At 41.0% G+C, this 20,140-nt stretch carries 20 protein-coding genes and 2 pseudogenes; 21 read left to right on the top strand and 1 reads right to left on the bottom strand.

Annotation, left to right across the window (positions count from 1 at the left end; all coding sequences use genetic code 11):
- The first annotated feature begins 295 nt into the window (after window positions 1-295).
- The 18 genes and pseudogenes from JL57_RS25260 (at window position 296) to JL57_RS25175 (ending at window position 18,140) form a co-directional block, all read left to right on the top strand.
- Window positions 296-577: a metal-sensing transcriptional repressor gene (locus tag JL57_RS25260; protein ID WP_366557099.1), complete on the top strand. Its 282-nt coding sequence runs from the start codon at window positions 296-298 to the stop codon at window positions 575-577.
- 284 nt (window positions 578-861) lie between these two features.
- Window positions 862-1,275, top strand: coding sequence for a hypothetical protein (locus JL57_RS25255; protein ID WP_291300553.1), 414 nt, complete (start codon window positions 862-864; stop codon window positions 1,273-1,275).
- 88 nt (window positions 1,276-1,363) lie between these two features.
- Window positions 1,364-1,879 (top strand): annotated as a pseudogene (locus JL57_RS25250) (heterodisulfide reductase-related iron-sulfur binding cluster); the annotation flags it as partial.
- A 399-nt stretch (window positions 1,880-2,278) separates the two neighbouring features.
- Complete coding sequence (gene phnD, locus JL57_RS25245; RefSeq protein ID WP_034144664.1) at window positions 2,279-3,193, top strand: phosphate/phosphite/phosphonate ABC transporter substrate-binding protein; 915 nt, start codon at window positions 2,279-2,281, stop codon at window positions 3,191-3,193.
- Between the two features lie 6 nt (window positions 3,194-3,199).
- Complete coding sequence (locus JL57_RS25240; protein ID WP_034144663.1) at window positions 3,200-4,660, top strand: ATP-binding protein; 1,461 nt, start codon at window positions 3,200-3,202, stop codon at window positions 4,658-4,660.
- The gene (locus tag JL57_RS25235; protein WP_291300557.1) at window positions 4,629-5,270 is read left to right on the top strand and encodes a response regulator transcription factor; all 642 of its coding nucleotides are present in this window, start codon (window positions 4,629-4,631) and stop codon (window positions 5,268-5,270) included. The genes JL57_RS25240 and JL57_RS25235 overlap by 32 nt, the downstream gene beginning before the upstream one ends.
- Before the next feature lie 114 nt (window positions 5,271-5,384).
- Window positions 5,385-6,275 (top strand): 4Fe-4S dicluster domain-containing protein, encoded by an 891-nt coding sequence (locus JL57_RS25230; protein ID WP_034144661.1) that lies wholly within the window; start codon window positions 5,385-5,387, stop codon window positions 6,273-6,275.
- 21 nt (window positions 6,276-6,296) lie between these two features.
- Window positions 6,297-7,601 (top strand): NrfD/PsrC family molybdoenzyme membrane anchor subunit, encoded by a 1,305-nt coding sequence (gene nrfD, locus JL57_RS25225; protein ID WP_291300552.1) that lies wholly within the window; start codon window positions 6,297-6,299, stop codon window positions 7,599-7,601.
- Window positions 7,564-10,710, top strand: a complete 3,147-nt coding sequence (locus tag JL57_RS25220) for a molybdopterin dinucleotide binding domain-containing protein (RefSeq protein ID WP_034144660.1) — start codon at window positions 7,564-7,566, stop codon at window positions 10,708-10,710. Before nrfD ends, JL57_RS25220 begins: the two co-directional genes overlap by 38 nt.
- Before the next feature lie 317 nt (window positions 10,711-11,027).
- Window positions 11,028-11,231, top strand: a complete 204-nt coding sequence (locus JL57_RS25215; RefSeq protein WP_034144659.1) for a zinc ribbon domain-containing protein — start codon at window positions 11,028-11,030, stop codon at window positions 11,229-11,231.
- Window positions 11,232-11,285: 54 nt separating this feature from the next.
- Complete coding sequence (locus tag JL57_RS25210) at window positions 11,286-11,486, top strand: DUF362 domain-containing protein (protein ID WP_034144658.1); 201 nt, start codon at window positions 11,286-11,288, stop codon at window positions 11,484-11,486.
- Window positions 11,479-11,694: a hypothetical protein gene (locus tag JL57_RS25205; RefSeq protein WP_034144657.1), complete on the top strand. Its 216-nt coding sequence runs from the start codon at window positions 11,479-11,481 to the stop codon at window positions 11,692-11,694. The genes JL57_RS25210 and JL57_RS25205 overlap by 8 nt, the downstream gene beginning before the upstream one ends.
- A 176-nt stretch (window positions 11,695-11,870) precedes the next feature.
- Window positions 11,871-13,493 (top strand): annotated as a pseudogene (locus JL57_RS25200) (CoA-disulfide reductase); the annotation flags it as partial.
- Window positions 13,494-13,940: 447 nt separating this feature from the next.
- On the top strand, window positions 13,941-14,324 hold the full coding sequence (locus JL57_RS25195) for an MmcQ/YjbR family DNA-binding protein (protein WP_034144655.1): 384 nt from the start codon (window positions 13,941-13,943) through the stop codon (window positions 14,322-14,324).
- A 36-nt stretch (window positions 14,325-14,360) separates the two neighbouring features.
- Complete coding sequence (locus JL57_RS25190; RefSeq protein ID WP_291300551.1) at window positions 14,361-16,031, top strand: diguanylate cyclase domain-containing protein; 1,671 nt, start codon at window positions 14,361-14,363, stop codon at window positions 16,029-16,031.
- Between the two features lie 91 nt (window positions 16,032-16,122).
- A complete protein-coding gene (locus JL57_RS25185) occupies window positions 16,123-16,746 on the top strand; it encodes a LysE family translocator (protein ID WP_034144691.1) in 624 nt (207 codons plus the stop codon).
- Between the two features lie 16 nt (window positions 16,747-16,762).
- A complete protein-coding gene (locus JL57_RS25180; RefSeq protein ID WP_034144654.1) occupies window positions 16,763-17,389 on the top strand; it encodes a GyrI-like domain-containing protein in 627 nt (208 codons plus the stop codon).
- Window positions 17,390-17,498: 109 nt separating this feature from the next.
- On the top strand, window positions 17,499-18,140 hold the full coding sequence (locus tag JL57_RS25175; protein WP_034144653.1) for an HAD family hydrolase: 642 nt from the start codon (window positions 17,499-17,501) through the stop codon (window positions 18,138-18,140).
- Window positions 18,141-18,166: 26 nt separating this feature from the next.
- Here JL57_RS25175 and JL57_RS35515 read toward each other — a convergent pair whose 3' ends face one another.
- Window positions 18,167-18,289 (bottom strand): hypothetical protein, encoded by a 123-nt coding sequence (locus JL57_RS35515; protein WP_291300550.1) that lies wholly within the window; start codon window positions 18,287-18,289, stop codon window positions 18,167-18,169.
- A gap of 257 nt (window positions 18,290-18,546) precedes the next feature.
- On the opposite strand from JL57_RS35515, the gene JL57_RS25170 reads away from it, so the two are divergent.
- From JL57_RS25170 to JL57_RS25160, 3 genes are all read left to right on the top strand, one after another.
- Window positions 18,547-19,242, top strand: coding sequence for a DUF1287 domain-containing protein (locus JL57_RS25170; RefSeq protein ID WP_034144652.1), 696 nt, complete (start codon window positions 18,547-18,549; stop codon window positions 19,240-19,242).
- Between the two features lie 4 nt (window positions 19,243-19,246).
- Window positions 19,247-19,432, top strand: a complete 186-nt coding sequence (locus tag JL57_RS25165) for a YcxB family protein (protein WP_291300549.1) — start codon at window positions 19,247-19,249, stop codon at window positions 19,430-19,432.
- 179 nt (window positions 19,433-19,611) lie between these two features.
- The coding region (locus JL57_RS25160; protein ID WP_034144651.1) for a transposase at window positions 19,612-20,140 on the top strand (529 nt) is incomplete at its 3' end.

Below are 20,140 nucleotides of genomic sequence, written 5' to 3'. Positions count from 1 at the left end.
TCCCTTCACTAGTTATTGATTAATTAAATATAAGAAGCCATTTAATGACATTCTTTTTCTAAGGTTACCTTCTTGACCAATATAATGTTAAGTTGTATGCTAAAGGTAACATCCACCCCCCTCTGGAGAGGGTATCTCAATTATAACCCTCTTAATAAAGGTAATCAATAAGCTTTATTACCAAGTGAATATCTTATCAAAGTCATCAAAGTGCTATGAAGTGTTAACTTAAAATAATATTGATGCCCTCCGATCAGATACAAGAAAAAATACGAATATGAAAGGAAGAGAGACCTTGTCAAAAAATGTAGACCCAGAAGAAACAAAAAGTATCATTACTCGACTTAAAACAGTGCGTGGTCATATTTCGGCGGTAGAACGAATGATGGAGGAAGAAAAGAAATGTGAGGAAATATTCTTACAACTCGTCGCTATCCGTTCAGCTGTGCATAAGGTATCGGTAATTGTCGCGCAACGCTATGCAAAAACGTGTATGGCCGATGCGATTGAAGAGGGGGAGGACCTCGAGACTGTGCTAAATAGAGCCATAGCTACATTAATGAAACTCAATCAGTGAATATAATAATATACAATAAGCGTAATTCTATTCGATTAATAAACTATCAGAAACTATGCTCTCATGCCGTTATCCTTTCAATAAGGATGACGGCATTTTATATAAATAAATTGTAAGATGAGAAAGTGAAATTATTATTATTTTACTTATTGATCTGCAATAGATTAGATGCTATCCTTAAAATATAATCCCAACCGGGGGGGGTATTTGGTGTTAGAGTGTTCTTATTGTGGGAAATTGGTTTCAGAATTTCGTCCTAAATTTTAGAAATGATCGTCTATGGCATGAAAGATCAAATTCTGCCAAGCAAATCGATTCAAATGTGTATCCAGTGCGGAACGTGCGGTGCCAATTGTCCTGCGGGTTTCGAACTTTACGAAGTGATGAATACCCTGCGGGCGATGGCCAAAGAAGAAGGGTATACATCAAACGAAACGAAAATTCCTAAGATGAATAAGATTTTCCTGGGAGAAGTTCGGAATATCGGGCGGATGCATGAAGTCGGTCTCATGGTCAAGAATATGCTTTCCCAAGGAGAACTGGTCCGGGATGTGGCAGCTCTGATTCCGATCGGTCCGCCGATGTTCTTAAAGGGTATTATGGGAATCGGTGACATCTTACCACGTAAGATTCACGGACAGGCCGCTGTAGCTAAAATCTTTGACAATGTACAGAAAATGCAAGGAGGGCAGGCATGATGAAAACGGGCTACTTTCCAGGGTGTTCCCTCCATTCAACCGCTAAGAACTATGAATCCTCAACTCGTGAAGTTTAAAAGCGTTAGATGTTCAATTGGAAGAGATTCCAGATTGGAACTGCTGTGGGTCAACCCCTGCTCATCAGGTGGATCATCTCTTGGCCTTGGCCTTACCGGCTAGAAACTTAGCTCAAGCGGAGAAGGCTGGTCTGAAAGAAGTGATGGCTCCCTGTGCCGCATGTTTCAATCATTTGCGCACGGCTGAGATCGAGTGTGCCGAAAGTAAAGAAACTTCCAAGAAAGTCCAACAGGCTATCGAGATGAATTACAAAAATACGGTCCACGTGTTAAACATCTTGGAACTATTGGTGGATCGGATTGGGCTTGACAAAGTGGCTGCTAAAGTGAAAAAACCTTTAAAGGGTTTGAAGATTGCTCCCTATTACGGATGCATGCTGACTCGCCCGGCGAAGATTGCCCGATTTGACCATCCGACGAAGTTCATGAATGCATCGAAAAGAAGTATTGACCTAGTAAATATTTGGGTATATATGATTCGGCCCTACCCCCTGAGGGTATATGTCAACAACTTGATCAGCTTGTGAATCTTTCAGCAAGGTTGTACTTCTTTATCGATAAAACATTCCTAACTTCTTGGAAACAATAAGTTAGGAATGTTTTATTTGTTAGCTTTTCCCCTAAAAATCTGCATCATCTGCGTAAAGGTTAGGTTGCATAGAGTCCGTGCTACTGAGTTATAAGCAAAGGGCACTGAGAATCATTCAACTAAAAATCGATAGGGCAGGGATTGCTTCTGTTATTATTTTCCAGCCAGGTTTTGACTTCCCCTCCTGGTAATAAACAATTATAATGAGGCGGTATACATCTTAAGATGTACAAAGTGATAGTTAGGACCAATTCGAATATAAGCGTTGCGTTTAATAGTACGTTAAAGTATGATTTATTAATTGGTGGTAAGTTGAAACAATAGGAGTGGTTTATTCATGAAGATGCTGTCTCGTATAGTTTTATTATGCACAGTGATACTTGCCATTGTGATCTTGAACGGATGTAGTAAGGCTGATCCACAACAACATGTAACTCTTTCGAACCTACAGCCACTGGATAGTCCCTCAAAATCGGCTCAGGAGAGCTTGCGCGTGGCTTTGGCTGTGGGGTTGTCTCCAAGCCAAAGTATTGCTCGATATCAAGTTTTGACCCAATATATATCAGAAAAGATAAATCGACCAGTCGAGTTGGTACAGAGGAAAAGCTATAAAGAAGTTGATGATTTAATCCAAGAAGGAAAAGTAGATATTGCCTTTGTTTGTTCATCGTCGTATGTTATTGGGCATGAGAAATTTGGAGAGCGTCTAGTGGCAGTCCCTATTACAAATGGGTCACCGTACTACCAGTCTGTGATTATTGCCGATACCGGTAGTGGAATAAGGAACTGGACTCAGTTAAAGGGCCATAGTTTTGCCTTTGTGGATACTCAATCAACCTCAGGATCCTTATATGCCTTGAGCAAGGTCAAAGATCAGGGAGGCCTAAACTTTTTTAAAAGTTACATTTACACCTATGGCCATAGCAATTCGATTGCAGCTGTTAAGGACCGGTTAGTTGATGCAGCTGCGGTGGATAATTATACTTTGGCAGCAGCTTTTGCAAAATCTCCTCAATTAATAGATTCTATCCGGATAATTGATACATCTCCAGACTATGCGAACAATCCTGTTGTAGCTAGCCCAAGGCTAGATGAGCAGTCATTTTTAGCGATACAGAAGGCATTTCTAACTATGCATCAAGACGAAGATGGGCTAGAAGCTTTACAAGTTGCCGGATACGACCAGTTTAACTTGCTGGAAGACAGTCTCTACGACTCTGTCAGAGAACTAGTTAAGCTGATTGGAGAGTGAGTCTAGTTGAGACTGTGGGTTATGAGATTAGCGAGGTCGTTTTTAGGAATCAGTTTACGCTCTAAAATTATTGGGCTAGTTGTAAGTTTGCTGCTATTATTGTCGGTTACCGTCCTCATCCAAACTGAGCGGAGTATTAGCCCTTTTATGAATCAACAGCTTGACGCTCAGGGGATTGCCACTGGAAAATATATTACGGACCGAAGTCCAGAGTACATTTATCGTGGGGATCTATTTAAGCTTTATACTTTAATTCGGGATGCTCGCGAGAGTAACGAAAATATCCGTTATATTTTTATAATTGATGCAGACGAAACGGTTTTAGTCGATACCTTTGGGAATGCCCTGCCCTATGGGCTATTAAACGCTAACCAGGTAAAACCCAGTGAAGCTTATCATGTCAATGTTATTCATACCGAAGAAGGGCTTGTTCGCGATATAGCCCTGCCCATATCAGACGGTAAGTTAGGGACGGTTCGTATCGGTATGTCTGTACAGGGGATTACTCAAGCAAAATCTAAGATGCTAATCAGCCTTGCTCTCGCTACCTTGTTATTTATGTTTTTAGGGTTAGTTTTGGCGTATCTCCTAGCACACCTTTTGTCAACTCCTTATCGAAGAATGTTTGAGGCTACGAAAGTTTACGCCTCGGGTGATTTAAGTTATCGGATACCTGAATGGTCGATCCAAGACGAGGGAGGGCAATTGACCCAGGCGTTTAACCTTATGATCGAATCAATGGAAAAATCTGCTTTAGAGATCAAAGAATTAAGTAATATGAGGCAGGGGCTTGCAAAAAAGTTGATGCAAGTTCAAGAAGAGGAACGAAGTCATCTGGCGAGGGAGCTTCATGATGAAACAAGCCAGTCTTTAGCATCTCTTCGCCTCGGTTTGAAATATACCGAGAAGGCACCAACTCTTGAGGAAGCAAAAGTTCGTTTGATAGAAGTACGGAATCTTTTAGATCAAACGTTTGATGGAATAAGACGCCTAATCATTGTTCTTAGGCCTAGTGTATTAGAAGAAGGAGAATTGGGGCAAGCTGTAAAACGATATGCCCAAGAGTTTGAAGAGCGGTATGGAATTAATATGGATTTGGAAATAGATGATGATTTTGGTACACTTACAGGCGAGGTTGCTAGTTCATTGTATCGGATTGTTCAAGAAGCGTTAACTAATATTGCTCGTCATGCCCAAGCGAAACAGGTGAGCATAGTTCTAACTTATAATTTAGGTGAGGTTAACCTTACTATTGAAGATAACGGCAAAGGATTTAATGTGCCCGAAGTATTAGCACAAAGGGTTGCCAATAGGAAATTCGGGCTGTTTGGAATTCAGGAACGAGTGGTAGTTTTAGGAGGGAGTTTCCAGATTGAGTCTGCTCTTGGTCAAGGGACGACCATTTATGTGAAAGTTCCGGAAGGGTTGCGCGTTGATGCAGAAAATATCTGTCCTTTTAGTGGATGATCATCAGGTAATCCGCAAAGGCTTACGTCTGGTGCTGGAAGATAGTGGAGAAATCGAGGTCGTTGGAGAAGCATCCAATGGCGAAGAGGCCATTGAACTTACATTCCAATACGCTCCCGATTTAGTTATTATGGATTTGAATTTACCAGGGATCGATGGAATTCAAGCGATGAAAATGATTAAGGATATAAAGCCTGACCAGCGAGTGTTGGTCCTAACAATGCATGAGGACTCTATATACTTGGATAAGGTATTGGCCGCAGGGGGAAACGGGTTTGTCCTAAAACGCGTAGCTGACGTAGAACTTCTAAGTGCGATTAGGGCCGTTCACCGGGGTGAATTCTATGTAGATACGAGCTTCCAGAAATATTTGGTAACACGTGCTCTTAAGCCAGAAAGATACGCTGAAATGAAGAAGTTCGAACTTACAACTCGAGAAACCGAACTATTGCAACTTATAGCCTTAGGGTATTCCAATATGGAAATAGCTAAAAAGCTAAATATTAGTATTAAGACGGTTGAGAATCATAAGACACGGATTCATGACAAGTTGGGCATAAACAGCCGATCAAAATTAGTACGCTACGCTAAGGATAACGGTCTGGTATAGGGGATTTCCCCTATACCAGACCGTTTTAAATTGAGGGGATTTCCTCATGTGTAAAGAAGAACGATTAGGTATACTTGGCATTACAGAGTGATCAAGGTGAAGGAGGTTAACAATATGTCAAAAATAATCGAAGATGATGCACCGCAAAAAGTTCCACGTCGCGAAGCAATTCGTAATATGGTTAAGGCAACCTTGGGTTTGACTGCGGGAATAGCTGTAGTATCAGCAGGAAAAGCGCTTGCAAAACCAGGAAATGAACAACAACAAACGACGACCTTAGAGCCATTAGCAAAGCAGATTCCTCAGGATCAACTCATTTATAGAATGCACAGAGAACTATACAAGGCCCTTGAAAAACCTGTTGCCGAGAGGAAATGGGCGATGGTGATTGATACTCGCAAGTGTGTAGGGTGCTTTTCCTGTACCGTAGGTTGTATCGCAGAAAATAAACTTCCACCGGGTGTCGTATATCGTCCAGTAATCGAGGAAGAGTTTGGCTCCTACCCTCATTTAGCTAGGCGTTTTTTACCGCGTCCGTGTATGCACTGTACCAATTCTCCTTGTACAAAGGTATGTCCTGTTGCGGCTACTTATAAACGAGAAGATGGCATAGTGGTGATTGATTACGATAAATGCATTGGCTGTCGTTACTGCATATCCGCCTGTCCTTATGGAGCACGGACCTTTGACTGGGGAGAGTATCATACTCAAGGAACGCCAAATATCGAGAAATATGAATTAGTACCATCGTTTGAGTACGGAGATAAACGAGAACGGCAAAAGAAGCAATCTCCGATCAATAACACACGAAAGTGTCACTTTTGTTTACATCGCCTCAATGCAGGGATGCTGCCTATGTGCGTAACCACCTGCATGGGACGAGCTACCTATTTTGGTGACAAGAGTGATCCAGAGAGCTTAGTATTTGAACTGATTGGGAGTTCCAATCTGATGCGTCTTAAAGAGGAACTAGGAACTGAACCCAACGTATTTTATCTAATTTAGTGAAAGGAAGGAGGGAAACTTATGCAGAAGCGTCTGTATTATATACTCTTGCTTATTCTAACCGGGATTGGTTTTTGGTTCATAGGACAGAGGCTGATGAATGGGATGTTAGTCACTAATTTGACCAGTAGTTTTAGCTGGGGTTTATGGGTGGTCTTTTACATTTTCTTCATTGGATTGTCCGCAGGCTCTTTTTTGTTATCGACCATGATTTATGTATTTAAAATGCACGCGTTGGAGAAAATTGGGCGACTTTCACTCTTAAGTGCTTTGTTTTCTTTGGTAGGAGGTCTAATGTTTGTCCTTATCGACTTGGGACATCCCGAGCGGTTCTGGTATACTCTAGTTCATCGTAATTTCACGTCAGTTTTGGAGTGGGAAATTCATTTTTACCTCTTATATATCATGCTGGTGCTAGGAGAGTTGTGGCTCGTAATGAGAGATGATCTTTCCTTAATGGCTACCAACGAAACAGGAATGCGTGGGAAACTAGGTCGTATCTTCTCGATGGGATATAGGACTGTAGCAAACCCCGAGGGACGGGTTAAGCAATCCCAGTTCGCAGGGCGCTGGGTCAGAATTCTAGGTATTCTTGGGGTTCCTATGGCTATCGCTGTGCACGGAGGAACTGGTTCGATCTTTGCAGTACAGATTGCCAAGCCTGCTTTGAACAGTGCCATTATCCCCATTATTTTTATCGTTTCCGCACTTGTTTCTGGGGCTGCACTGATTACTTTCCTATATGCTTTCTTCGGTAAGCAAGATAAGGATAAGCCGAATGTTATAGCGTCACTCACGAATCTGCTGGTTTTATTTATCGGGATCGATCTACTCTTAGTTGCAGCAGAATTTTTAATTGGTCTATATGGTGGAATTCCTGACGATGTGCATTCATTAAAGGAGATACTGACAGGGTCATACGGATTGGTTTTCTGGATAGGCCAGATTGGGTTGGCAGTTGTTATCCCTATCCTGTTAATTTTCCTTGCTCGTAAAACAGACGGTGACTATAGGCTGCAAGGGTTGGCAGGTTTATCCACTGTGCTGGGGATTATTGCTGTAAGGATTAATTTAGTTATGCCAGCTTACATCACTCCGCCGCTGCATGGGCTAGACAAAGCCTTTGTCGATTCCCGCCTATTGTATAGCTATTTTCCAAGCACCAATGAGATTTTCAGTTCCGTGGGAATCATTGCTTTTGTGATTTTAATGTTTAGTGTGGCTTGGGAGTGGCTCCCGATTTTAGAGCGTAATAACCATCCGAATCAAGGAAGGAGGAGCAACGATTATGGAATCAACCCCAAAGGGACAACTCACAAGGCGTGATTTTATAAAGAGTACTGCCTTTATTGGAGGTACCAGTATTTTAGCGACTCAAGCTGGAGTTTTCGGTAAGATTGGAATTGCTCATGCCGAAACTGAGTCAGGGAATGAAACCTACGCACTAGCCAATGAGGAAAACATTATTTATACCTGTTGTTTACAGTGTACAGTGGCTTGCTCGATTAAGGCTAAGATCTATGAGGGTACCTTAGTAAAGATTGATGGAAATCCTTATAGCGCGACAAGCATGATACCAAACCTACCCTATAGTTTATCCCCTCAAGATGCGACTCGAATTGATGGTAAGGTCTGCCCTAAAGGTCAAGCTGGAATACAACACGTCTACGACCCTTATCGATTGCGAAAAGTCTTAAAACGTTCTGGAGCCAGGGGAGCTGGCGAATGGAAAGTGATTCCGTTTGAACAGGCTGTGGACGAAATTGTTAATGGAGGACAAATCTTCAAAGAACTTGGGGAAGACCAAGAGGTTACGGGGCTCAAAGACATTGCCGTTTTGAAGGATGCTAAAGTGGCTAAGGATATGGCGACAGATGTTGTTGAAATCCGAAAAAAGAAGATGACAGTCGCTCAATTTCAAGAGAAGCATCAAGAAAACCTTGATGTGTTGATCGACCCGGATCATCCGGATCTGGGGCCGAAAAATAATCAGTTTCTCTTTCAAGTAGGTCGTATTCATAATGGTCGTATTGAATTTACAAAACGGTTTGTGAACAATGCCATGGGTAGTGTTAACTGGATCGAAAAAACCTCGATCTGCGGTCAGACCAGTAATAAAGCCTGGACACGCTCTACCATGGACTTCAAGGAAGGAAAATGGGCAGGCGGTGTGAAGGCTCCTCGCCCTGATTGGGCAAATATTGAGTTCGCACTCGTTGTAGGGACGATCTCTTTTGAGGCGAATTATGGTCCAGTTCAGATGACCGAACCGATCACGGACGGTTTGGTAAGTGGTCGCTTAAAATTAGCAGTCGCGGATCCACGCTTTACGAAGGTAGCGGGTAAAGCCTGGAAATGGCTGCCTCTTAAGCCAGGAACGGATGCTGCCTTGGGCCTGGCGATGGTCCGTTGGATATTAGAAAATAATCGCTATGATCAAAAATACTTGGAAAACGCCAACTCTGCAGCTGCAAAAGCAGATGGCGAAACGTCATGGAGTGATGCCAGTTATCTTGTCAAAATAGTCGACGGACGGCCAGGCAAGTTTCTTCGGGCTGACGAAGTGGGTTTAGGAACTAAGGACCAATTTGTGGTCTATCGTAGTGGGAACTTTATTGCTGCTGATCCAAACGACACGGTAAACCCTGTTGAAGGAGATCTGTTGGTTGAAACGGTTTATCAAGAAATTCCCCTTAAGACGTCCCTTCAGTTGTTAAGAGAAGAGGCCTTTAAGCGGAGTCTCGAGGAATATGCTGAAATAACAGGTATAAAGTACGAAGATATTGTCGGGGTAGCCCGCGAATTTACTGCCCATGGTAAGAAAGCAGCGGTGGAGTTTTATCGTGGCCCGGTAAAGCATACGAACGGATGGTATAATTGCCAAGCGTTAATCGCTTTAAACTATTTGATCGGGAATCCTGATTGGAAGGGTGGATTAACCAAACCAGCAGGCGGGTGGGATTTTAAAGGTGCTAAACCGAATAAACCTTATGACATGAGTAAATTACACCCTGGAAAACTATCAGCTTTCGGGGTTCCTATTACCCGGGAAACTTGGCAATATGAAGAGTCCACGCTTTTTGCCGGATACCCAGCTAAACGACCTTGGTACCCTTTTAGCGGAAACGTGGCCCAGGAAACATGGCCGTCCATTGCCGATGGTTACCCCTATCCGATTAAGGCAGTTCTTCTTTCAAGTCATACTCCGATGTATTCCGTTCCTGGCGGAGCTCACCAATTACGAACGCTTCTAGATCCAGCTAAAGTACCACTTTTGATAGCAGCGGATATCGTTATTGGGGAAACCAGTATGTATGCCGACTATATTTTCCCAGACATAACCTATCTTGAACGTTGGACGACTGGGCAAGGCCCAAACCAATTGCGCGTTAAGGCGACGTCGATACGTCAACCTGTCATTCCAGCTTTGACAGACACGGTGGAAATTGAGGGAGAAAAGTTGCCGCTATCCCTGGAAACCTTGATGATCGCTATAGCTAGGAAGCTTAATCTTCCGGGATTTGGGGACGACGCGTTCGGTGCGGGATTACCGCTTAAGCGACCTGAGGATTTTTATCTTAAGCTTGTGGCCAATATTGCCTATGGAGATAAAGAGGGAGATACGGTCCCCGATGCGGATGATAAGGAACTGGAGCTATTTAGAAAAGCTCGACGGCATTTATCACCTGCGGTGTATGATGAACAAGCGTGGCAAAAGGCATTAAAACCTACGGAATGGGGCAAGGTGGTTTACGTCCTGAATCGAGGGGGTCGCTTTGAAAGTATCGACAAAGCTTATGTCGGATCTCAGCAACGCTATTTGTTGGGAGGTCTAAAACGCTTCTATATCGAGGAAGTAGCTGTGAGCAGACATGCAATCAGTGGAAAGTATTTTGAAGGTCATGCTGTCTATCAGGAAATTCAGGATTCGATGGGTAAAAAGATTGAGGCAGAAGGAGACCTTAAGCTGATTACCCACAAAGAAGTGTTTGTGACTCAATCAAGGACCTCTGGTAATTATTGGTCGCAAGTAGGACTTCAGTCTCAAAACTTTGTCCAAATAAGTCGGCACGACGCTGAACGACTTGGATTGAAAAATGGAGACAAGGTTCGAGTCAAGTCAAAAAGTAACCCTGAAGGGGTTCAAGATTTAGGGAATGGACAACAACGTTATGTTGAAGGGGATATTAAAGTAATGGAAGGGATACGCCCCGGAGTAGTCGCTGTTTCGACGGGTTATGGACATTGGGCTTACGGTTCTAGTGATGTAGTGGTCGATGGGATGGTGATTAAAGGGGATCCAAGGAGAGCGAAAGGAATCCATATCAACCCAATTCTTCGCTTGGATGATAATCTGAGGGGCACCCCTTTAAGCGAACCGATTGGTGGTAGTGCTTCATTTTATGATACTTGGGTTAATTTACAAAAAGTATAAATATGATTAAAGAAGCAGACGTGGGTCGTTGATCCACGTCTGCTTCTTTATCTAATTGCTACAGGATGAATAGTCACCTAAGATAAACAACCTTGCTATATGGCCTTGCATCGCTCAAAAGAACGAACTCAGAAACCTCCGTACTGCATGGAAAGGTACTTGCAGGTTGCATAAATAATTTGAAATTAGTAAATATTGTTTAAAAGTGGTTGACAAATTAGTTAGAGATGAATATATTTAACATATAATACCCTTCCGGGGTATACAGGGATTAACATTGATCTGCGATAAGTTTATTAATAGAGGGGGTAATCTCAATGCCAAGTTACGATTTAGTGTGTCAATCGTGCGAACATAAATTTTCTGTTTTTTGTACGATGAGTCAAAAAGATCAGCAGAGTTGCCCAATTTGTGGGAGTGACCAAATCAAGCAGCGGTTTACAACGGTTAATGTCTTGGGTACAAGTGGAGATCGAGGATCCTCAGGGACCGCCAAATCGGCTCCTCGCCGCTTTGGCTGAGCTGGCTGCTAAGCGAGAAACCGTGTGTTTCTCTTGATGAGGGGAGTTGGAGTAATGTCTGCGTTCATCTTAGAAAAGCTATGTCGGGGGTGCAAACGTTGTGTTAATGCTTGCCCTGTTCAAGCGATTTCGATGCTTTCACATCTGGCAGTCGTGGATCCTAAGCTTTGTATTGAATGTGAAAGCTGCATGGAAGCATGTATGCATGGCGCTATAACATTTACCATGTCAGAGGAGAGGAAATCGAATGGATGAGAAAGAACAACGGATCGAAAAAGAACAGACTATCGAACAGACTATAGATAAGCAGGAGCTTATGCTCCTGCTTAACGATGTGGAGAAAAAGTTAACTGACTTAAAAGCACGCTGGCCCTTTCATTCTGTGCAACCAAAGATGGTCGCCGAACGAGAGGATTTGGAAGAGGAAAGAGAGCGCTTACTAGGCTTACTTACTCCAGCCTAATAATAAAGAGTGTACACTTCACTTTACGGTACTATTTTTGAAAATGATTTCCCGTAATATTAGTCGAATGCTTTTCTTCTGATTCAAGAATAGACGGGTGCAATGGGACAGCCGAACTTGTTTAGCGGCTAAAAATATAATGATTAACCAAATCAGATAATTGGGGAGGACACACTGTGAGTAAAAAGGTGTTGATTATTGGTGGTGTGGCTGGTGGGGCATCCGCTGCTGCCAGACTGAGAAGACTGGATGAAACAGTCGAGATTATCATGTTTGAAAGGGATGAGTATATCTCCTTTGCCAATTGCGGTTTGCCTTACTACCTTGGGGGGACCATCAAAGAAAGAGAGAGGCTCATAGTCCAGACTCCAGAAAGTATGAAGAGTCGATTTAACATTGATGTAAGAATTAATAGCGAAGTGATTGGTATAGATACCCATAAAAAAGTAGCGACGATTAAGCACAAGAAGAACGAAATCTATGAAGAAACGTATGATTATCTTGTTTTATCTCCTGGAGCAAAAGCGATTAAACCACCGATTGAGGGTATCGATAGTCAGAGAATCTTAACGTTAAGAAATATTCCAGACACAGATAAAATCAAGGCTTATATAGATAAAGCGGGCACCAAAAGTGCTGCCGTCATTGGCGGTGGCTTTGTCGGGGTGGAAATGGCAGAAAATCTAAAACATCGCGGGCTTGACGTGACTATAGTCGAAGCTGCACCTCATGTCTTAGCACCTTTCGACTCGGATGTTGTCGGAGCCGTGGAAAAAGAACTTGCGGACCATGAAGTGAAACTCATCTTAAATGATGGGGTTAAGTCATTTAAGGATCAGGAAAACGGTGTAGAAATAACCCTCAATAGTGGCAAAACATTGACTGCCGATCTCGTGATTTTAGCTATAGGGGTCATCCCGGATACTGGCTTTCTAAAGGATAGTGGAATTAAGCTCGGGTCCAAAGGGCATATCTTAGTCAATGAATACTTATTGACCAATGCAGACAATGTCTATGCCGTCGGGGATGCCATTGAAGTCGTTGATTTTGTTAACAAGCAAGCTACTGCCATTCCTCTTGCAGGGCCTGCCAATAAACAAGGCCGAATAGCAGCAAATAATATTGTAGGTCTGAGGAGTACTTATAAGGGAACTCAAGGCACTTCGATTCTCAAAGTTTTCGGGCTAACGGCGGCTAGTACAGGCAATAATGAGAGGACCTTAAAACGACTCAAGATCCCTTATAAGACAATTACCGTTCATCCAGCGTCACATGCTTCGTATTATCCGGGAGGCTTCATGATGACCTTGAAACTCATCTTTAACGAAGAGGGCAAAATCTTAGGAGCGCAGGGCGTTGGGAATGATGGCGTAGATAAGAGAATTGATGTCATTGCAACGGTCATAAGGCTGGGGGGAAGCGTTACAGATTTGACCGAGTTGGAGCTTTGTTACGCGCCACCTTATTCATCAGCCAAAGATCCCGTCAATATGGCTGGTTTTGTAGCAGAGAATGTCCTAGCTGGCAGAGTAGATGACATATCGATTGAGCAGTTCATGGAGCATGATCGGAAAAACACCATCTTATTAGATGTCCGCACAGAAACGGAATATAAGGGGGGGCATCTTGAGGGAGCGCTCAACATCCCAGTCGATAGCCTGAGAGCAAGATTGGGTGAACTTGATAAAAGTAAAGAGATCTTGGACTATTGCCAAATTGGACTGAGAGGATATGTAGCGTCTAGAATCTTAAGCCAAAAAGGATTTAAGGTTAGAAACCTTACTGGCGGCTATAAATCTTGTCTCATGTCTCCTTTGAAACCCGCATGTGTTGCTCCTGCAGAGACGCTAGAAAAACAAATAGTCGATCCCGATACCCAGGTTGTGAAGGGTGACGCGGGAAAAGAGATCAGTGACTATCAGAAGAGTCATAGTGATTGTGGAATTTGTTCTGAGTAATTAGTTCCAACTTAGAATGGTCATTAAGCTTTTGAGAGCCTCCAGGATTGGAGGCTTTTTTGTTTGGGCTAGCACCGCTCGGACTCCAATGTCTACATGATTCTCAAAATAGAGGGGTATCAGGCACATCATTATCACGTAAAGATTAGTGCGAATTATGCAAGAAGATAGAAGATACCTCGGGATAATGGGTCTGGGTTAATATTGGCATCAAATGAAGGATATGTAAGTTGTCTGGCGAAATTATTAAATAGCTGTCCTCGTTGAATACAGAAGGAGTGATTTCTAATGAAATATGAATGGCTTGATGAGTATTGTCTTTCTAAAAAAGGAACACAAAAAGATTTTAAGGTAGAATGGGACGCAACAAGATACCTAATAGGTGGAAAAATGTTTGCCATGCAAGGTGGAGATAAAGAAAAAAAAGCAATTATTACCTTGAAATGCGATCCATTGTTTACGCGATCCTTGCGAGAACAATATAAACATATCGTTGCGGGCTATTACATGAATAAAGAACACTGGAACTCTTTGTATTTAGAGGGTGATGTGCCGGATGATATTTTAAAACAAATGATAGATATGTCATATGAATTGGTATTAGGGAAATTAAGCAAAAAAATGCTCAAAGAAATTATTGAAGGAAATAATCAAAAGGCAGTGGAGAATTAATTGACAATAGTATATAGGGATTTTTGAGGTGCTTTTATGTTTGGTGCAGAGTTAGTAATGTCAGCTTCTTTAGGAGCAATTATTGTTATATTTACTTTCTATATTTTCATTTATTTCTTGGATCGTAGTCAATATATTGGGTGGTTAACCATTGGGTGGTTCATGAGTTTCATATCAAATTTCTTCAGGTACATAATTGAGGTTTCCTCTTACAATAATGACTATTTACTCTACGTTAATGGGCTTTTTTACATAATATCTAATTTGTGTATTTTCAAAGGAACCCTCCTGCATGTAAATATGAAACCACCTAAATGGTTAATCAGTGGTGGGTTAGTTTTTATCTTGAACATTATTATTGGGCTATTTATCCTCCATGTTCAAGTTCTATCAATTATTGCTACTCTTTTCTTTGTAGGAGTAATACGATTTTGGGCTGGAATTCTTCTTCTTAAGAGTAGCACAAGGGGCTCTATACAATATTGCTTAGGGTGGTCATTTATTTTATTGAGCACCAACTTTGGTCCGTTAAGCTTGACATTTCTAGATGGAAAAATCAAATTTATTATTTACTTTGCCTACCAAGTCGTGGCACTTTCCTTGGCTATAGGGTTTTTGATGCTATACATTAAACAAACTAATGAAAGTTATAAGCAAGATGAACAACACATAAAATACTTTAATATTCACGATAAATTAACAGGTGTTTATAATCGGGATTTTTACGAGGATATAATTCAACATCTTGTTAATAATTCCGAACAAATACCTTTAGCAATTATTTTATGTGATGTAAACGGTCTGAAGCTGATCAATGATACACTTGGGCATAAACAAGGGGATGAATTAATCAAAAAAGTAGCCAATCTCTTGGCATCTATTTGCCGAAAAGATGATCTCGTAGTACGTTGGGGTGGCGATGAATTTTTAGTGATTCTACCCAGTACAAGTAACGGTAATGCAAAAGAGATTGCTACCCGTGTTAGAGCAGCTTTAGCGTTATGCCCTCCTGAACCCATACCCTTAAGTATGGCTATTGGTGTTGCTACTTTAACAAATCAGGGGGAAAGCATTGAAGATGTTTTTAATAAGGCAGAAGAAGACATGTATACAGATAAGCTTAGGGAAGGAAACAATACTAAGCTGGCAGTCATCAATGCTTTAGGACAATTATTATTTATTAAAGATTACGAGACGAAGGAACATGTGGACAGATTGGAAAGCTTAGTAAGGGAGATGGGTCTTCAGCTTGATCTACCTGAAAGTTTGATTAAAAACTATTGCCTTGTTGCGAAATTACATGACATAGGAAAAATTACCATACCTGAATACATATTAAGAAAACAAGGACCCCTAAATTCTACCGAATGGGAATGTATGAAAAAACACGCAGAATCAGGTTATCGACTTGCACTCTCAACCAGTGAATTTGCCAGCATTGCCGAGGCAATTCTTTATCATCATGAGCACTGGGATGGCAATGGATATCCCCAGGGCTTATCGGGGCATGATATTCCACTATCGTCTAGGATAATTGCTATTGCTGATGCGTATGATGTCATGGTCCATAATAGATCCTATAAAAAGGCAATGAGTGAGAAAGATGCACTTAATGAACTAATCCGATGCGCAGGGACACAGTTTGATCCCGATTTGGTTCGTGTTTTTATTAAGCTGATGATGTTAAAACTTGATGAGACTGGCTGATAAGTATGTATCCGTCGCCATGGATGTCGCGGTTGAGGCTAAAGGGATAAAATTATTCGAAATTGCGTTTAAATGAAGGGATTTGAGGTTGGTGGATACCGGGTTTTTTATTAAGGGATTAATCATTGGATTTTCAATTGCTGCGCCAGTGGGGCCCATCGGTATTCTGTGTATAAGACGTACATTGGCAGAGGGTATGGTGTCCGGATTTTTATCAGGATTAGGCGCCGCTACAGCAGATGCTACTTACGGTATAATAGCAGGCTTCAGTTTGACCATAATTTCGAACTTTCTCATAGGGCAACAAGTTTTGCTAAGGTTAATTGGCGGGATATTTTTATGTTATTTAGGAATTAGGACTTTCATTAAGAGACCAGCTGAAAAGCCAGCTTTGGTTGATGATAAAGGGTTGTTTGGTAATTACTTTTCCACGTTTTTACTTACGCTTACTAACCCTATGACCATAATTTCATTTGCAGCAGTTTTTGCGGGCTTAGGTCTTGGAGCAAATAGTTCAAGTTATGTGTCTTCACTCATTTTAGTAATAGGGGTATTCCTAGGATCGGGTTCATGGTGGCTAATCCTATGTTTAATGGTGAATTTATTTCGAAAAAGATTTAGTATCACTGGATTACAATGGGTTAATCGGGCATCAGGATTAGTAATCATGATTTTTGGTCTAATTGCTTTAGCGAGTGTGGCTGATTTCTTTTAATGAAGGAGGAAAGAACATGAAATATGAGTGGAAAAAACAAGCCAAGGAACTGTATTTGCCAAAAAATAAACCTGAACTTGTGACGGTACCAAATTTTAAATTCTTTATGATTGATGGAAAGGGTAATCCTAATTCTGAAGAATTTTCTGAGGCTATTGGTGTATTGTATTCTTTATCTTACGCTATCAAAATGTTGCCTAAAAAAGATATTATTCCTGAGGGGTATTTTGATTACACGGTATTTCCACTTGAAGGTATTTGGGATTTAGCAGAAGAAGCAAGAATGATGGAAATATTGGATAAAAATTGGTTGATATACACAATCATGATAAGACAACCTGATTTTGTAACAGATAAGTTGGCTCTAGAAGTCATAAATAGTGTAAAATTAAAAAAACCTCACCCATTGCTTGATCAGGTGAGATTTAATCGTTTAGAAGAAGGACTTTGTGTTCAAATGCTACATTTAGGCCCTTATGATGATGAGCCAGAGAGTTTTTCAATCATGGAGGATTATTGTGCACAGAACAATTTGAAACGGATAACAAAGATTCACCGAGAGATTTATCTTTCAGATGCCCGTAATACTCAGCCAGATAAGCTTAAAACCGTACTGCGTTTTAAAGTAGAGTATCAAAATTAGATAATTTAATTGGTTTACAAATCCATGGGATGTCATGAATTATTAAGAATGCTGCAGATTACCAAGATTTAGGTGATTTATAAAAATAGCAGTTTTTAGGGGGTAGAACATGAAACTTAAAGGATTTATCTTTGATCTGGACGGTACGTTAATTAATTCATTGCCTGTAGTTTATGCTAGTTTTTGCAGTACCTTAGTAAAATTTATTGGGCGTGAATATTCTTCCAAAGAGTTAGCTTCCCTATTTGGACCTTCAGAAGAAGGAATCTTTAAGAAACTGTTTCCTGATTCATGGGAAGAAAGTTTGCAGTTTTATCTTGACGAGTATGATCGAATTCATGCTAGTTATGCTGAGCCATTTCCAGGTGTCCATGAGGCCCTGTCTTTATTGCAAGAACGTGAAATAAGGTTGGCTATTGTGTCAGGAAAAGGCCCTGGAAGTATGGAGATATCCTTAAAACACTCGGGGTTAAAGCCTTTTTTCGAGGTAATTCTAACGGGCTCAGAGCATGGAGCAAGTAAACCTGAACATATTCAACAAGTCTTGAAACTTTGGAATTACCCACCGGAGAACGTGGTTTATGTAGGTGACATTGCCTATGACGTGAAAGCCGCTAAAGAAGTCGGTGTTTTACCGATTAGTGCGATATGGGCTAAAACAGCGCAGGTTCAAAAAGTATTAGATATGAATCCAGCCTTTGCCTTTGATAATGTAGAATCCTTTATTGAATGGATTAAGCAATTGGGGTAGAAATGGGATGTTCATAGGCTCAGCTTTTAAGCAACTTTAGGATTAGTTATCGTTCTTAATTCTTTAAATTGAATGATTTCCTTAATAGTTACATTGCCGAATAAAGCTATCAGTATTTTCAGATCTGAAATTCTTCCCGATATAGCCATTATCTTCCTCCTGCCAAAAAGATATTCCCTTCCCCTTGCAAATTTCAACAAATTTCATTATTTTATACGCGAGGATATCAACTATTAAGAGGGTCAAAAGGTTTGTAAATTATTCCAATTATGTCGAAGTATACGACAAAAAATTCCTTGATGAAATACAAGAAGATTTTTCAGTTGCATTTCTTAACGAGGTATGGCAAGGTAAGCTACGATACGCAATAATTACCTTTGATGTATGTTAAATGGGGTGACTCTTCATGAAAAGATTAGTTAAGTCCAGTATAGTTATAGCTATACTCGGATTAGCCGTGCTAGTTTTGATTTTGACTAAGACAGAATTTAAGAAGTCATACTTTGCTGAGTTTAAGCCTTTTGTTAAGTCGGTTCAGGTTGAAAGGATTTCTTGCCCAGTTGACAAAGATGGCGATGGCCTTGATGATCTAAAAGATATTGTGGCTGGAGCCAAAGAAGAAGTGCTCAGGAAACCCCTATATCGCAGTGCTTATTATCAAGGGGGGAATCCACCAGAGACCGAGGGAGTTTGTACTGATGTGGTGTGGAGGGCAATGCGAGATGCGGGTTATAATCTTAAAGCATTAGTCGACAAGGACATCAGAGATAACTTATCGCAGTATCTTCGAGTTGGAGGGAAGCCAGATCCAAATATTGATTATAGGCGGGTTCCTAACCTCCTAGTTTATTTTCGAAGATATGGATTGGAATTATCAAAAGAGATAAAACCAGGAGATGTGGACAATCTGTATTTATGGCAGGCAGGAGATATTGTCACATTTGATCATCCCCATGAACACATAGCGATTATATCTGACAAGCGTCGCCCAGATGGTGTACCTTATCTACTTCATAATTCTGGGCCAATTGCCAGTGAGTCAGACCATTTGCTAACTTGGCCATCTCCGATTACTGGCCATTTCCGCTTTCCGAGGTTTTAGCATAATGGTACATAGTGAAGCAAAGACTCAATTTAGTGCAATAAAAAATATTCTGGAAGAAAAAGAGCATATTTATATTTATGTAAGTGCAGATTCTGCACATATTATCCCCAATAGAATATTCGTAAATGAAGCTCAAAAGAATGAATTTTTGACCGTTTTGCGTCAGAGGGTTGATGGAATAAATTAAGCTTCTATAGGAGAAGAGTATATGAGATTATTTATTGGGGTTGATTTGCCTACTAGTGTCTGTTTCAAAAATAATTACGTCCCAAACGTCTGTTCTGAAAAAATAATTACACCTCTATCCATTTGTGCGGTAAAATAAGGTGACAAGCCAAATTAACACACAAGGAAGAGGTGTAAAACTTGATTCAACTAGACATGTTCTCTCCCCTATATTATAGCACACTTGGTTTTGATGATGAACTCATTGATTACATGACTTTTATAAAAGACGATCAAATTAGGAACCTATTTCCTCGCAAAATTGTTGATCCACGTGGGCGTAAACCCTGGGACGCAGTTGTATTGTTTCGCATGCATATTCTTTACTTTACGCGACCAGAATTTGTCTCATTTCGTCAAATGTGCAAGGAGTTGTCAAAAGCTAAGCATCAGGATTATCGAAATTTCCTCGGTATCACAGGCACAAAAGTACCTAGTCACGTGGCGCTAAGTCGGTTTCGCAAGCTGTTAAGTATAAACGACAATACGATCAATGAACTTTCTAAGCCTTTTTTAAGTCAAGCAGAGAAGATGGAAGGTTTTCTGAACCTTATGATCTCGGCGTTAGATTCTCGTCCAATCTTCGCAGCAGTCGGCGGATTTAAGAAAGAATGCACCTGTAAGACCCCTGAGAAATGTACCTGTCCACCCCGTTTCTCGGATAAGGATG

This window comes from Desulfosporosinus sp. BICA1-9, from assembly GCF_000802135.1.
The sequence above is the reverse complement of the archived record's forward strand: the minus strand, read 5'-3'. Positions and strand labels throughout refer to the sequence as shown.

What these genes read in the sequence shown, in the direction of transcription:
- JL57_RS25255 (WP_291300553.1), top strand. Translation starts at nt 862, where the DNA reads ATGAAAGATCAAATTCTGCCAAGCAAATCGATTCAAATGTGTATCCAG.
- phnD (WP_034144664.1), top strand. Translation starts at nt 2,279, where the DNA reads ATGAAGATGCTGTCTCGTATAGTTTTATTATGCACAGTGATACTTGCC.
- JL57_RS25235 (WP_291300557.1), top strand. Translation starts at nt 4,629, where the DNA reads ATGCAGAAAATATCTGTCCTTTTAGTGGATGATCATCAGGTAATCCGC.
- JL57_RS25230 (WP_034144661.1), top strand. Translation starts at nt 5,385, where the DNA reads ATGTCAAAAATAATCGAAGATGATGCACCGCAAAAAGTTCCACGTCGC.
- nrfD (WP_291300552.1), top strand. Translation starts at nt 6,297, where the DNA reads ATGCAGAAGCGTCTGTATTATATACTCTTGCTTATTCTAACCGGGATT.
- JL57_RS25220 (WP_034144660.1), top strand. Translation starts at nt 7,564, where the DNA reads ATGGAATCAACCCCAAAGGGACAACTCACAAGGCGTGATTTTATAAAG.
- JL57_RS25215 (WP_034144659.1), top strand. Translation starts at nt 11,028, where the DNA reads ATGCCAAGTTACGATTTAGTGTGTCAATCGTGCGAACATAAATTTTCT.
- JL57_RS25210 (WP_034144658.1), top strand. Translation starts at nt 11,286, where the DNA reads ATGTCTGCGTTCATCTTAGAAAAGCTATGTCGGGGGTGCAAACGTTGT.
- JL57_RS25205 (WP_034144657.1), top strand. Translation starts at nt 11,479, where the DNA reads ATGGATGAGAAAGAACAACGGATCGAAAAAGAACAGACTATCGAACAG.
- JL57_RS25195 (WP_034144655.1), top strand. Translation starts at nt 13,941, where the DNA reads ATGAAATATGAATGGCTTGATGAGTATTGTCTTTCTAAAAAAGGAACA.
- JL57_RS25190 (WP_291300551.1), top strand. Translation starts at nt 14,361, where the DNA reads ATGTTTGGTGCAGAGTTAGTAATGTCAGCTTCTTTAGGAGCAATTATT.
- JL57_RS25180 (WP_034144654.1), top strand. Translation starts at nt 16,763, where the DNA reads ATGAAATATGAGTGGAAAAAACAAGCCAAGGAACTGTATTTGCCAAAA.
- JL57_RS25175 (WP_034144653.1), top strand. Translation starts at nt 17,499, where the DNA reads ATGAAACTTAAAGGATTTATCTTTGATCTGGACGGTACGTTAATTAAT.
- JL57_RS35515 (WP_291300550.1), bottom strand. Translation starts at nt 18,289, where the DNA reads ATGGCTATATCGGGAAGAATTTCAGATCTGAAAATACTGATAGCTTTA.
- JL57_RS25170 (WP_034144652.1), top strand. Translation starts at nt 18,547, where the DNA reads ATGAAAAGATTAGTTAAGTCCAGTATAGTTATAGCTATACTCGGATTA.
- JL57_RS25165 (WP_291300549.1), top strand. Translation starts at nt 19,247, where the DNA reads ATGGTACATAGTGAAGCAAAGACTCAATTTAGTGCAATAAAAAATATT.